Origin of the sequence: Streptomyces mutomycini, assembly GCF_001700505.1 — a bacterium.
Lineage (GTDB): Bacteria > Actinomycetota > Actinomycetes > Streptomycetales > Streptomycetaceae > Streptomyces > Streptomyces mutomycini.
On record NZ_MAPV01000036.1, the window covers coordinates 13,937 to 27,253 of the forward strand.

12 protein-coding genes are annotated in these 13,317 nt (G+C 70.0%); 5 read left to right on the plus strand and 7 right to left on the minus strand.

Going from position 1 to position 13,317, the window contains the following annotated elements:
• Window positions 1-190: 190 nt before the first annotated feature.
• Window positions 191-406, plus strand: coding sequence for a dodecin (locus BFF76_RS05570; protein ID WP_031100470.1), 216 nt, complete (start codon window positions 191-193; stop codon window positions 404-406).
• A gap of 121 nt (window positions 407-527) precedes the next feature.
• Window positions 528-1,097 carry a DJ-1/PfpI family protein gene (locus BFF76_RS05575; protein ID WP_065847445.1) on the plus strand — a complete coding sequence of 190 codons (570 nt, stop codon included), beginning with the start codon at window positions 528-530 and terminating at the stop codon, window positions 1,095-1,097.
• Between the two features lie 3 nt (window positions 1,098-1,100).
• On the opposite strand, the gene BFF76_RS05580 is transcribed toward BFF76_RS05575, so the two are convergent.
• Entirely contained in the window at window positions 1,101-1,427 is a 327-nt protein-coding gene (locus BFF76_RS05580) for a hypothetical protein (protein WP_031100474.1), read from the minus strand.
• A gap of 205 nt (window positions 1,428-1,632) precedes the next feature.
• Here BFF76_RS05580 and BFF76_RS05585 point away from each other — a divergent pair, with 205 nt between their 5' ends.
• Both BFF76_RS05585 and BFF76_RS05590 read left to right on the plus strand, forming a co-directional pair.
• Window positions 1,633-1,824 (plus strand): DUF6381 family protein, encoded by a 192-nt coding sequence (locus BFF76_RS05585; protein WP_031100476.1) that lies wholly within the window; start codon window positions 1,633-1,635, stop codon window positions 1,822-1,824.
• A 94-nt stretch (window positions 1,825-1,918) separates the two neighbouring features.
• On the plus strand, window positions 1,919-4,339 hold the full coding sequence (locus tag BFF76_RS05590; RefSeq protein WP_065847447.1) for an excinuclease ABC subunit UvrA: 2,421 nt from the start codon (window positions 1,919-1,921) through the stop codon (window positions 4,337-4,339).
• 20 nt (window positions 4,340-4,359) lie between these two features.
• Here BFF76_RS05590 and BFF76_RS05595 read toward each other — a convergent pair whose 3' ends face one another.
• Genes BFF76_RS05595 through BFF76_RS05605 form a run of 3 tightly spaced genes read right to left on the minus strand, consistent with a single transcriptional unit; the run spans window position 4,360 to window position 7,761 of the window.
• Window positions 4,360-5,106, minus strand: coding sequence for a succinate dehydrogenase/fumarate reductase iron-sulfur subunit (locus BFF76_RS05595; RefSeq protein WP_031100481.1), 747 nt, complete (start codon window positions 5,104-5,106; stop codon window positions 4,360-4,362).
• Window positions 5,103-7,052 (minus strand): fumarate reductase/succinate dehydrogenase flavoprotein subunit, encoded by a 1,950-nt coding sequence (locus BFF76_RS05600; protein ID WP_053930223.1) that lies wholly within the window; start codon window positions 7,050-7,052, stop codon window positions 5,103-5,105. The genes BFF76_RS05595 and BFF76_RS05600 overlap by 4 nt, the downstream gene beginning before the upstream one ends.
• Window position 7,053: 1 nt before the next feature.
• The gene (locus BFF76_RS05605) at window positions 7,054-7,761 is read right to left on the minus strand and encodes a succinate dehydrogenase (protein ID WP_078850805.1); all 708 of its coding nucleotides are present in this window, start codon (window positions 7,759-7,761) and stop codon (window positions 7,054-7,056) included.
• A gap of 96 nt (window positions 7,762-7,857) precedes the next feature.
• On the opposite strand from BFF76_RS05605, the gene BFF76_RS05610 reads away from it, so the two are divergent.
• Window positions 7,858-8,790: a LysR family transcriptional regulator gene (locus tag BFF76_RS05610; RefSeq protein ID WP_031100486.1), complete on the plus strand. Its 933-nt coding sequence runs from the start codon at window positions 7,858-7,860 to the stop codon at window positions 8,788-8,790.
• Between the two features lie 11 nt (window positions 8,791-8,801).
• Here BFF76_RS05610 and BFF76_RS05615 read toward each other — a convergent pair whose 3' ends face one another.
• The 3 genes from BFF76_RS05615 to BFF76_RS05625 all read right to left on the minus strand — a co-directional run bounded on the left by BFF76_RS05615 (window position 8,802) and on the right by BFF76_RS05625 (window position 12,955).
• Complete coding sequence (locus BFF76_RS05615; RefSeq protein ID WP_053930221.1) at window positions 8,802-10,976, minus strand: putative bifunctional diguanylate cyclase/phosphodiesterase; 2,175 nt, start codon at window positions 10,974-10,976, stop codon at window positions 8,802-8,804.
• The gene (locus BFF76_RS05620; RefSeq protein WP_078850804.1) at window positions 10,973-11,791 is read right to left on the minus strand and encodes an SAM-dependent methyltransferase; all 819 of its coding nucleotides are present in this window, start codon (window positions 11,789-11,791) and stop codon (window positions 10,973-10,975) included. Before BFF76_RS05620 ends, BFF76_RS05615 begins: the two co-directional genes overlap by 4 nt.
• Before the next feature lie 204 nt (window positions 11,792-11,995).
• Window positions 11,996-12,955 (minus strand): SCO0930 family lipoprotein, encoded by a 960-nt coding sequence (locus BFF76_RS05625; protein WP_053930220.1) that lies wholly within the window; start codon window positions 12,953-12,955, stop codon window positions 11,996-11,998.
• Between the last annotated feature and the right edge of the window lie 362 nt (window positions 12,956-13,317).

Consider the following 13,317-nt stretch of genomic DNA (forward strand, 5'->3'; position numbering starts at 1 on the left):
TCTGCGAAACAGCACGACGGACAGGACCCGGGTGGGGGGACTGCGGGCGGCGCTCGCACGGGTGTGTGAATCGGATTTTGGTATGGACCAATGGGCAGGTCAAGCCCCGCTCCGCCTTGGATCACGCCTCCGACGTCTCGCGCTCCCACCCGGAGTGAGGCACCGTGGAACCACCGAAAGGGGACACGAGATGTCTAATCACACCTACCGCGTCACCGAGATCGTAGGAACCTCCGAAGAGGGCCTTGACGCGGCGATCCGCAACGGCGTCGCAAGAGCCTCCGAAACGTTGCACAATCTCGACTGGTTCGAGATGACGCAGGTGCGGGGCCACATCGAGGACGGCCGTATCGCCCACTACCAGGTGGGACTCAAGGTCGGCTTCCGGCTCGACGAGAAAGGCTGACCGTCCGCGCCGGTCCGGATCCGGCGCGCGGCCGGCACCTGCCCGGTCTCCGCGGCTCGGCACGGCGGGCAGGCAGGCAGTCAGACAGACAGCGGTGGACACACGACGAAAGGGCGGAAACATGACGGGCCAGGACCTCAGCGGACGCCGTGTACTGGCGATCGTGACCAACTACGGCGTCGAGCAGGACGAACTCGTCGTGCCCGTGCGGCATCTCCGGGATGCCGGCGCGACCGTGGACATCGCCGCGGTGTCGGACGAACCCATCCGCACCCTCGTCGGCGACAAGGACCCCGGGGAAACCGTCCGGCCGTCGCTCACCCTGTCCGAGGTGGACCCCGCAGGCTACGAGCTGCTGCTCGTGCCCGGCGGGACGCTCAACGCCGACACCCTCCGGCTGCAGGACGCCACCCCCGCGATCGTCCGCTCGTTCACGACCACCGGCCGCCCGGTGGCAGCCATCTGCCACGGCCTCTGGGCGCTCGTCGAGTCGGATGCCGTCAGGGAGAAGACCCTCACCTCGTACGCCTCGCTCCGGACGGACATCCGCAACGCGGGCGGCACCTGGGTGGACGAGCCGGTGGTCAGGGACGACGCCGGGGGCTGGACCCTGATCACCTCACGCACACCGGACGACCTGGACGCGTTCCTCGGCGAGGTCCACAAGGAACTCGCGTCGGCGGAAGCCTGACCCTCAGCGCCCGAGCGCCTTGCGCAGCTGCTCCTTGGTCATCGAGGAACGGCCTTCGACGTTGCGCTTCTTGGCCTCCTCGTACAGCTGGTCCTTCGTCGGCCCCTGCGCTCCGCGGTGGGAGCGCTGCCCACCGCGCTCGGAGGACGACTTCGGATCCCGGAGGGACGCGGGGCTCGCGCTCCGGGACTCCCCCGAGCGGGCCCGCTCCTTGTTGACCGTGCGCGCCGCGATCTCCTCGGCACGCTTCGTGGAGGTACCGCGCTTCTCGGCACCTTCCTTGATGTGTTCGTACTGACGTTCGCGCTTGGGGCTGGATCCTGCGGGCATGACACCTCTCCTGACTGCCGGATGACGGTGGTGCACCGCCACACCCACTACCCCACACCTTCACCCCTACGCATGCCGGGCGGGAGGTCCGAACGGGGCACGGCGTACGGCCGCACGGGGCGTGGAGCGTGGCCGTTCGAGATGCAGGCGGGCCCGGCCGCTGATTCGCTGAGGGTGTCCGCTCCCCACAGATCCAGGAGTGATCATGAGCGTTGCAGGTGAATCAGGCGGCCGTGCCCAGCAGCTGCGTGCCAAGGCACAGGAACTGAACGAGGCCGCGGAACGCGCCACCGATCCGGAACAGCGTCAGCGGCTCCAGGACAAGTCCCGCCGCCTGCGGGAGCAGAGCGAGCAGGAGAGCTCCATGCAGGACCGCGGCATGGACCCGATGGTGTAGTCCCGGCACCACGCTGCCGGTGGTCCACGCGTGTGCGGGAGGATCACCGGCAGAAGCCTGCCCGCCCCCGATCCCCCACGGAGCCGTGCCGCCGATGTCCACCCCCCATGATCCGTACGTCCGGGTGCGCGGCGCGCGCGAACACAACCTCCGCGATGTGGACGTCGACATCCCGCGGGACACCCTCGTGGTCTTCACCGGCGTCTCGGGCTCGGGCAAGTCCTCCCTGGCCTTCGGGACGATCTACGCGGAGGCGCAGCGGCGCTACTTCGAGTCCGTCGCCCCGTACGCCCGCCGTCTGATCCATCAGGTCGGGGCACCCGATGTCGGTGAGATCACCGGTCTGCCGCCCGCGGTGTCCCTGGAGCAGCGCCGCTCGGCGCCCGGGTCACGCTCGTCGGTGGGTACGGTCACCACTCTGTCCAACTCCCTGCGGATGCTCTTCTCGCGCGCCGGTGACTATCCGCCCGGTGCCGAACGGCTCGACTCCGACTCCTTCTCGCCGAACACGGCGGCCGGTGCCTGCCCCGAGTGCCACGGCCTGGGTCTGATCCACCGCACCACCGAGGAACTGCTCGTGCCTGACCCGTCGCTGTCGGTCCGGGAGGGGGCGATCGCGGCGTGGCCGGGGGCGTGGCAGGGCAAGAACCTGCGCGATGTGCTGGACGCCCTCGGGTACGACGTCGAGCGCCCGTGGCGGGAGCTGGAACCGGCGGACCGCGAGTGGATGCTCTTCACCGACGAGCAGCCGGTCGTGACGGTCCATCCGGTGCGCGACGCGGGCCGCATCCAACGCCCCTACCAGGGTACGTACATGAGTGCGCGGCGCTACGTGATGCACACGTTCGCGGATTCCAGGAGCCGGACACTGCGGGCGAAGGCGGAGCGGTTCCTGACGAGCGCACCGTGTCCGGTGTGCGGAGGCAGCCGGCTGCGGCCCGAGGCCCTGGCGGTCACCTTCGCCGGCCGTACGATCGCCGACGTCGTCGCTCTGCCGCTCTCCGCCCTCACGGAGGTGCTGCTGGAAGCGGGCGGGGGGAGCGACACGGCGCGGGTGCTCACCGCGGACCTGCTGGCCAGGATCGAGCCGGTGACGGAGCTGGGCCTCGGCTATCTCAGCCTCGACCGCACGGCCCCGACACTGTCATCGGGGGAACTGCAGCGTCTGAGGCTCGCCACCCAGCTGCGGTCGGGGCTGTTCGGTGTCGTCTATGTGCTGGACGAGCCGTCGGCGGGCCTCCACCCCGCCGACACGGAGTCCCTGCTCGGGGTGCTCGGCAGGCTCAGGCAGGCAGGGAACTCGGTGTTCGTGGTGGAACACCAGATGGACGTGGTGCGGCAGGCCGGCTGGCTGGTGGACGTCGGGCCGCTGGCGGGCGAGCACGGAGGCCGCGTCCTGCACAGCGGTCCTCCCGCGGAGCTCGCCGGGGTCGCCGGGTCCGCGACCCGGCGGTTCCTCTTCGACGAGGACCCCCCGCCCGCACGCGAGCCGCGCGAGCCTTCGGGGTGGATCCGGCTGCGTGGGGTGGACCGGCACAATGTGCGCGGGGTCGACGCGGACTTCCCGCTCGGAGTACTGACGGCCGTCACGGGGGTGTCGGGATCGGGCAAGTCGACCCTCGTCGGGCAGGTCCTGGCGGGTGTGCTGGCCGGCCGGCGGCCGGCGGACGTTCCCGGACCGCCGGTGCGTGCGGAGGGCTGCGCGTCGGCGGAGGGCCTGGAGGCCGTGGACCGGCTGGTGCAGGTCGACCAGAAGCCCATCGGCCGTACGCCCCGCTCCAACCTGGCCACGTACACGGGTCTGTTCGACGTCGTGCGGAAGCTGTTCGCGGATACGGAGGCGGCACGGGCCCGGAAGTACCGGGCGGGCCGGTTCTCGTTCAACGTGGCGGGCGGACGGTGCGAGACCTGCCAGGGCGAGGGGTTCGTCTCGGTCGAGCTGCTCTTCCTGCCGAGTACGTACGCTCCCTGCCCGGACTGTCACGGCGCGCGCTACAACCCGCGGACCCTCGACGTCACCCTGCGCGGTCTCACGATCGCCGAGGTACTGGACCTGACGGTGGAGGCCGCGGCCGCCTTCCTCGCAGGGACCCCGGCGGCCGAGCGCAGTCTGCGCGCCCTGCTCGACGTGGGGCTCGGCTATCTGCGTCTGGGCCAGCCGGCGACGGAGCTCTCGGGCGGTGAGGCGCAGCGGATCAAGCTGGCGACGGAACTTCAGCGCACCCGGCGGGGGCACACGCTCTATCTGCTGGACGAGCCGACGACCGGGCTGCATCCGGCCGATGTGGAGGTGCTGATGCGGCAGTTGCACGGCCTCGTGGACGCGGGGAGCACGGTGGTGGTCGTGGAGCACGACATGGCGGTGGTGGCCGGTGCGGACCGGGTGATCGACCTGGGGCCCGGCGGCGGTGACCGGGGCGGCCGGATCGTCGCCACCGGCACACCGCGGGAGGTCGCCCGCGCGGCGGGGAGCCGTACGGCCGCGTACCTGGCGAAGGCGCTGCGGACGGGTTGACTCCCCGCGGCGGGAGAGGGTCAGCGGTGGACCTTGCGGGTGGCGCGCAGCCACTCCTTGTTCATCGCGGTGATCGACGGCAGTGGGATGCCCTTCGGGCAGGCCGTGGCGCACTCACCGGTGAGGGTGCATCCGCCGAAGCCCTCGTCGTCCATGGTGGCGACCATGTCGAGCACCCTGGTCTCCCGCTCGGGCGCTCCCTGCGGGAGGACGCCCAGGTGGTTGACCTTGGCGGAGGTGAAGAGCATCGCCGAGCCGTTCGGGCAGGCGGCGACACAGGCTCCGCAGCCGATGCACTCGGCGTGTTCGAAGGCCGAGTCGGCGTCGGGCTTGGGCACCGGGGTGGCGTGCGCGTCGGGCGCCGTGCCGGTGGGCGCGGAGATGTATCCGCCGGCCTGGATGATCCGGTCGAAGGAGGAGCGGTCGACGACGAGGTCCTTGACGACCGGGAAGGCCGAGGCGCGCCACGGCTCGATGTCGATCGTGTCGCCGTCGTCGAAGGACCGCATGTGGAGCTGGCACGTGGTGGTCCGCTCCGGGCCGTGGGCGTCGCCGTTGATGACGAGGCTGCACGCGCCGCAGATGCCTTCGCGGCAGTCGTGGTCGAAGGCGACGGGCTCGTCCCCACTGAGGATGAGCTCCTCGTTGAGGGTGTCGAGCATCTCCAGGAACGACATGTCCTGCGAGATGCCGTCGACTTCGTAGGTGGCCATGGCGCCGGGCGCCTCGGCGTTCTGCTGGCGCCAGACGCGCAGGGTGAGCTTCATGCGTAGCTCCGCTGAGTGGGGTGGACGTACTCGAAGACGAGGTCTTCCTTGTGCAGGACGGGGGCGTCGCCGGTGGCGCTGAACTCCCAGGCCGCGGCGTAGGAGAACTCCTCGTCGCGGCGGGCGGCTTCGCCGTCCGGGGTCTGCGACTCCTCGCGGAAGTGGCCGCCGCAGGATTCGGCGCGGTGCAGGGCGTCGAGGCACATGAGCTCGGCGAGCTCCAGGTAGTCGACGACGCGGTTGGCCTTCTCCAGCGACTGGTTGAACTGTTCGCCCTTACCGGGCACCTTGATCCGCCGCCAGAACTCCTCGCGGATCTGCGGGATCCGGTCCAGCGCCCTGCGGAGCCCTTCCTCGGTGCGGGCCATTCCGCAGAACTCCCACATGAGTTCGCCGATCTCGCGGTGGAAGGAGTCCGGGGTGCGGTCCCCGTCGACCGCGAGGAGGAGGTTGAGCCGGTCCTCGGTCTCGGCGACGGCTTCGGTGACCGCCGGGTGGCCGGCGTCGATCTCCTCCGTGTGCGGGTTGCGGGCCAGGTAGTCGTTGATGGTCGACGGCAGGACGAAGTAGCCGTCGGCGAGGCCCTGCATCAGCGCGGAGGCGCCGAGGCGGTTGGCGCCGTGGTCGGAGAAGTTGGCCTCGCCGATGGCGAAGAGGCCCGGGATCGTGGTCTGGAGGTCGTAGTCGACCCAGAGCCCGCCCATCGTGTAGTGCACGGCCGGGTAGATGCGCATCGGTGTCTCGTACGGGTCCTCCGCGGTGATGCGGGCGTACATGTCGAAGAGGTTGCCGTACTTCTCCTCGACCGCTCTGCGGCCCATGCGTGCGATGGCATCGGCGAAGTCGAGGTAGACGCCCTGGCCGCCGGGTCCGACGCCGCGGCCCTCGTCGCAGACGTTCTTCGCGGCGCGGGAGGCGATGTCACGGGGCACGAGGTTGCCGAAGGCCGGGTAGATGCGCTCCAGGTAGTAGTCCCGCTCGTCCTCGGGGATCCGGTTCGCGGGGCGGTCGTCGCCCTTGGCCTTCGGGACCCAGATGCGTCCGTCGTTGCGCAGCGACTCACTCATCAGCGTCAGCTTCGACTGGTGGTCGCCGGTGCGCGGGATGCACGTGGGGTGGATCTGGGTGAAGCAGGGGTTCGCGAACCAGGCGCCGCGGCGGTGGGCGCGCCAGATCGCGGTGGCGTTGGAGTTCATGGCGTTCGTCGACAGGTAGAAGACGTTGCCGTAGCCGCCGCTGGCCAGGACGACCGCGTCGGCGAAGTAGGTGTCGGTCTTCCCGGTGACGAGGTCGCGCGCCACGATGCCGCGGGCCTTGCCGTCGACGACGATCAGGTCGAGCATCTCGGTGCGCGCGTGCAGTTCGACGTTGCCCGCGGCGATCTGGCGGGACAGCGCCTGGTAGGCACCGAGGAGGAGTTGCTGCCCCGTCTGCCCGCGGGCGTAGAAGGTACGGGAGACCTGGACGCCGCCGAAGGAGCGGTTGTCGAGGAGGCCGCCGTACTCGCGGGCGAAGGGGACGCCCTGGGCGACGCACTGGTCGATGATCTCGACCGAGATCTGGGCCAGGCGGTGGACGTTGGACTCCCGGGCGCGGAAGTCGCCGCCCTTGACGGTGTCGTAGAAGAGGCGGTGCACCGAGTCGCCGTCGTTGCGGTAGTTCTTGGCCGCGTTGATGCCGCCCTGCGCGGCGACGGAGTGGGCGCGCCTTGGCGAGTCCTGGAAGCAGAACTGGACGACGTGGTAGCCCTGTTCGGCGAGTGTCGCACCGGCCGAGCCGCCGGCCAGGCCGGTGCCGACGACGATGACGGTGTGCTTGCGCCGGTTGGCCGGGTTGACGAGCTTCGCCTCGAAGCGGCGGGTGTCCCAGCGCTCGGCGACGGGGCCCGAGGGCGCCTTGGCGTCGGCGACCGGGTCGCCGGTGCGGTAGTTCGTGTAGTCGCTCATGTCAGCTCACCACTCCGGTCATCACGGCGACGGGCACGGATACGAAGCCGGCCGTCAGCACCACTGCGAGGACATTGGCGAGGGATTTGAGGACGCGGTCCCGGGTCGCGCTGCCCACGCCGAGGGTCTGCGCCGCGCTCCAGAACCCGTGCTGGACATGCAGGCCCACGGCGATCACGGCGACGATGTAGATGACGTTGCCGTACCAGGTCGAGAAGGTGTCGAGCACGTTCTGGTAGGGGTGCCCGGACTGGAAGCCGCCGGTGTGCACGGTGCCGGTCGTGAGGTCCAGGATGTGCCAGACGATGAACAGCGCGAGGATGATGCCGCCGTAGCGCATGGTGCGCGTGGCGTAGCTCGAGCGGGCCTTCCTGTGGACGTACGCCGTCGGGCGCGCCCTGAGGTCACGGCGGCTCAGCTGGTACGCGCAGACGGCGTGCAGGACGACGGCCGCGACAAGCACCACTCGGATGATCCACAGCGCCCACTCGTAGTGCAGGAAGGGCTCGCCGATGGTTCTGAGCCAGTGCGCGTAGTGGTTGAACTCGTCCGGTCCGAAGAAGATCTTCAGGTTGCCCAGCATGTGGACCACCAGATAGCCGAGCATGATCAGTCCGCTCACGGCCATGATCGTCTTCTTGCCGACGGACGAGTCCCAGAGCGTGCGCGTCATGGACGGCCGTCGGTCCGTCCGTGTTGCCAATGCCATGGACTCGAAGCTAGAGGCGAAGGGCACCATCAGTCCAAGACATGAAATGACTCATCTCCATAGGCAGTGACTATGGAGTTCGCTAGGGTCGGCTTCATGCACTTCCAGCAGCTCGCCTACTTCGTGGCCGTGGCCGAGGCCAGGCACTTCACCCGGGCCGCGGAAGTGGTGCACGTGTCGCAGCCCTCCCTCTCCCAGCAGATCAAGGCCCTGGAGAACGAGCTGGGTGCCGAGCTGTTCAGCCGGGCTCGCGGCAACATCGCGCTGACGGACGCGGGCGAGGCACTGCTGCCGCTCGCACGCAGGATCCTGGCGGACGCGGACACCGCACGGCAAGAGGTGCAGGAACTGGTCCAGCTGCGCCGGGGGCGGATCAGGCTGGGCGCGACCCCGAGTGTCTGCACCGGCCTGCTGCCCGATGTGCTGCGCGCCTTCCACGGCGCGCACCCGGGGATCCAGCTCCTGATCGAGGAGGGCGGCTCCCACGACCTCGTACGGCAGCTGGCCCGCGGCGCGCTCGACCTCGCGCTGCTCGTGCTGCCGCTGCCCGCCGCCTCGCCGGCGCTGACCACGGTGGAGCTGCTGCACGAGGACCTCGTGGTGGTGTCGTCGGCTTCCCGGCCCGCGCCCGGACGGAAGGGTTCCGTGCGCGTCGCCGATCTCGAGAACGAGCCTCTGGTGATGTTCCGTCACGGGTACGACCTGCGGGAGCTGACCGTCGCCGCGTGCCGGGCGGAGGGCTTCGAGCCGTCGTTCACGGTGGAGGGCGGTGAGATGGACGCCGTGCTCGGCTTCGTCCGGGCGGGTCTCGGCATCGCCGTCGTACCCCGCATGGTCGCCGTGCGGGCCGGTCAGGACCTCCGCACGACACCACTGGCCCCGCCGGGTCTGCGCCGCACGATCGCGCTGGCGCACCGCAGCGACGTCGAACCGCCGCGTGCGGCGCGCGAGCTGCAGCGCATGCTGCTGGGGTCGGGGCCGCCGGTCGTGCCCCCGGCCGCCGGCGGGCGGGGCCCGGACGGCGGCTGAGGGCGGAGCCTTCAGACCGCGTCCGCCAGCAGCAGCGCGTGGATCCGGTCCGGGGCGCCGGGCCGCGCGTAGTACCACCCCTGTGCGGTGTCGCAGCCGAGCTGTCGCAGCTGCTCGGCCTGGGCGCCCGTCTCGACACCCTCCACCGTGACCGCGAGGTCGAGACTGTGGGCGAGCGAGACGATGCCCTCGACGATCTTCAGGTCGACGGGGTCGGCCGGATGATGTTGCATGCCCTGGGTGAAGGAGCGATCCAGCTTGAGCACGCTCACCGGCAGCCGGCGCAGGTTCGCCAGATTCGAGTAGCCGGTGCCGAAGTCGTCCAGCGCGATGTCGACGCCCATCTCCGCCAGCTGGCGCAGAGGTTTGAGCAGATCGTCGTCCGCGCCGATCAGCGCGGACTCGGTGACCTCCAGGCAGAGGGCACCGGGCTCGAGGCCGGAGCGTTCCAGCACGTCGACGGTTTCGGCGACCAGGCTGGGGTGGTGCAGCTGGGCCGGAGAGAGGTTGACGTTGATCCGCAGGGGGCCGCCGTCGGTGTGGCGTTCCTGCCAGAAGTTCGCCTGTCTTACGGACTCCTCGAGGACCCAGCGGCCGAGCGGCACGATCAGCCCCGTGTGCTCGGCGAGCGGGATGAACCGGTCAGGGCCGAGCACGCCGTGCTGCGGATGGCACCAGCGCACCAGGGCCTCGGCGCCATGCACGCTCCCGTCCCCGAGGTGCACCAGCGGCTGGTACTCGATGAAGAACTCGCCGCGGTCCAGGGCCGCGGGCAGCGCGGTGGTCAGTCCGTGGCGGGTGATGGCGCGGGCGTCGGCCTCGGCGTCGGCCAGCGCGAAGCGGTTCCCGCCGGCCGCCTTGGCCCGGTACATCGTGATGTCGGCGCTGCGCAGCACCTCGGCGGCGGTGCGTTCCCCCGAGGGGCCTTCGACGACGCCGATGGATCCGCGCACCGTCAGCTCCCGGCCGTCCAGCCGGATGGGCGTGGCGAGCGCCAGCAGGATGCGTCCCGCCAGCTCGTGGACGTCGTCCTGGGTGCGCGGACCGGTGGTGAGCGCCACGAACTCGTCGCCGCCGAGCCGCGCGACCATTTCGCCGGGGGCGGTCCCGCAGCTCTGCAGGCGGTCGGCGACCTCGACCAGCAGCCGGTCCCCCGCCGCGTGGCCCAGGCTGTCGTTGATCGCCTTGAAGCCGTCCAGGTCGAGGTAGCAGAGCCCGAAGCGCATGCCTTCCCGGGGCGCGAGGGCCTTCTCCAGCCGCTCGAAGAACAGCGTCCGGTTGGGCAGGCCGGTGAGGGCGTCGTGGGTGGCTTCGTAGCGCAGCCGCAGATTGAGCAGCCGCCGTTCGGTGGTGTCCTCCAGGAGGGCCAGCTGGTACTCCGGCCGGCCCTCGGAGTCCCGCAGCAGCGACACGGTCAGGTTGGTCCACAGGACGGTGCCGTCGTTGCGGTAGTACGGCTTCTCGACGCTGTAGTGCTCGCGCTCGCCACGCACCAGTTCGTCGTAGTACTTCCACACGTACGGCGAGTCCTCGGGGTGCACCCACTCGTTGACCTTGTGGCTGCGGACGTGGTTCTCCAGGCCGCCGAACATCCGGGTGAGGGTGTCGTTGATCTCCAGGATGTTCCCTTCGAGGTCGGCGATGCCGATCCCGATGGCGGCGTCCTTGAACACGGCGCGGAAGCGCGCCTCGGTGGCGTGCAGTGCCTGCTCGGCATGGGAGCGGGCGGTGAGTGCCGAGCGGGCGATCGCCTCCTGCTCGGAGAGAGTCCGCTCACGCAGCGCCTGGGTGAACCCGCCGGCGAGCGCGTGCTGGATCCGGGCGCACCGGGCCCGGCTGTCCTCGGTCGACAGCTCCACCGGCCCGTTGCCGCCGCAGTACAGGACCAGGTAGGAGTCGACGACGCCGAGCGAGGAGCTCAGGGCGTCGGGATCCGTGCAGTGCGCGGCGACCAGCGCGGCTCCGACGCGATGCGCGGGCGTGGCGTCGAAGACCCGTGAGTGCAGGATGTCGCTGAGCGCCCGCGCAAGCGGCAGCAGATGCTCCTCGAACTCGGGCCGGGTCATGGAGGTGGCCGTGGACGGGAAGATCGCCCTGCTCCAGATGGTGGCGAATCGCCGGAGCCGGCCTTCGGGGCCGTCGGGTTCCGCGTCCGGGACACCGGACGGCTGGGCGGGAATGCTCACGCCTTGCGTCCGACCCCGGCGAAGCCCGAGTAGGTGAACGGGTCTTCCTGCGCGAGTGCCTCGGGGGACGCGGGACGCCACTCGGGCATGGGGACGAGCCCGGGCTCGACCATCTCGTACCCCTCGAAGAAGCGGCTGATCTCCGTGCGCGAACGCATGATCAGCGGGTTGCGGATGGTCCGGTAGACATCGACCGTCCCGCCCGCCACCTCCTGGGTGAGCGGAATCCCCTCGTACGAGGCGTGGGTCAGGAGCAGCAGGCTGCCTGGGGCCAGCGCGTCCCGCAGCTCGGCGACCGCCGCGTACGGATCGTCGGCGTCCTCGACGAAGTGGAGCACCGCCACCAGGAGCAGCGCGACGGGCCTGTCCAGGTCGAGGAGGGCGTTGATCTCCGGATTCGCCAGGATCTCCTGGGGTTTACGAAGATCCGCGGCGGCGATGACGGCCCGCTCGTTGCCCTCGAGCACCGCCTGGCTGTGTGCGACCGCGACCGAGTCGTGGTCGACGTAGGCGATGCGTGCCTCGGGGTCGGCCGCCTGGGCGACCTCATGAACATTGCCGAAGGTCGGTATGCCTGACCCTATGTCCAGGAACTGGTTGACGCCCGAAGTGGTGGCATAGTGCACGGCCCGCCGCATAAAGGCGCGATTCGCCTGCATGACCTTGGGCAGGCCCGGCATGAACTCCATGGCCTTGCGGGCCGCTTCCCTGTCCACCTCGAAATTGTGCGAACCGCCCAGGTAGAAGTCGTACATGCGAGACACGCTCGGCACCGAGATGTCAATGCCCTGCGGTGCCCAGGCGGGACGCTCCATCGATGTCTCCAACAAGTCGCCACGGCGATCCGGCCATGTTCATGGTCAGTGTGGACCAGAGGCTACTGATCGACCGCCAAGAGAGCGAGTGGAAACGGAAATTAGAGATCCGTTATTGGTCACACACCGGAGGCATGTGCGGGCCGGTCCGTCGCTGCGTGTGCGCATTCGGCGACGGACCGGAATCGCAAAGGGGTCCAGGTGCTACTCGGGAGCTCCGGCCAGCTTCGCCTCGGGCGACACCGCATACCATGTGCCCCCGACACCTTGGCCGTTGGTGTCTCCCGGCTTCGCGTCCCCGGAGAAGGTGTAGAGCGGCCAGCAGTCGAGAGACTGCTGCTTGATGCCGTCCGGACGGTCGAAGGTGACGAATCCCTTGGTGGTCACTCCTTCGACATCATTCTTCGGCACGGGGGCGACGACCGGCCATTTTTGCAGGCAGTCTCCCGTGCAGGCCGACTTCATCGGCCATGCCGAGTCCTTCTTGAAGCGGTAAACCGTCATGCCCCGCTTGTCGACGACGATGTCCCCGAGTTCCGGATCCTCGCGGACCGAAAGTCCGGCGAGGCCGGCCTGCCCGCCATCGGCGGGTCCGTCGGCGTTCACCGCCGCTTTCTTTCCGTCCGGAGCTGCGGCGAACCACGTCCCTCCGACGCCCTGGCCTCCGGCATCACCCGGCCCGGTGTCCTCGGCGTAGCGGTACATCGGCCAGCCCGCGACGGTCAGCTGTTTCGTTCCGTCGGACCGCGTGACCTCGCCGATCAGTGACGCATCGGTTCCCGCGGCAGCTTCGGCGCCCTGCGCGGGCACCGCGGGCCACACCTTCGCACAGTCACCGTCGCAATTCGACGTGGGCGGTTCGGAGGTGTCCTTGTCGAACCGGTAGAGCGTGAAGCCCTCGCTGTCGGTCAGCACCTTGCCCAGCTTCTTGCTGTCCCACACGGCGAGTTGTCCGGCCTCCCCGGGTTCCTCGCCCTCGGCCGCGCCGGAGCCGTAGCCGCTGTCCGAGCCGTAGGCGCCGTCGGCGGGCCGCTGTGCGGGAGCCGCGTTTCCCACGGCCTGGCCGTTGGGGGAAGCGGTGCTCCCCTCCTGACCGCACGCCGTCGTCAGCGCCAACAGGGCCACCGCCGCAACCGCGAGCGAGGCGTTCCGCCAGGTATCCATGTCGACTCCCGTTGTCCTTCTGCCGGCCGGGACGCGAGACCGCGTCTTTCGTTGCCCTAGGTACGGCAGACCGGCGCCCGGGTGTTCAACGGAAGCCCGGACAATCTTCGACGGGCGCAAACGCGAATTGCCGAATGTCCCTCCATCAGGCGAATCGGCTCTCCCTCCGCGTGCACGGCGGCCGAGGGGAACATGATCCCCGGCGTGTACGGATCACGCATATGGCGGCTGACGGCCGCCACCCTGTTCCTGCTGTTCGCCGCCCCGCTGCCGGCGGCCGGTGACGACTGCGCGGTCGCCTCCATCGGGCAGGGGGCCGGCGGCTCGTCCGTCGCCGTGGCGGGCGAGGGGCGGTGCGGAGC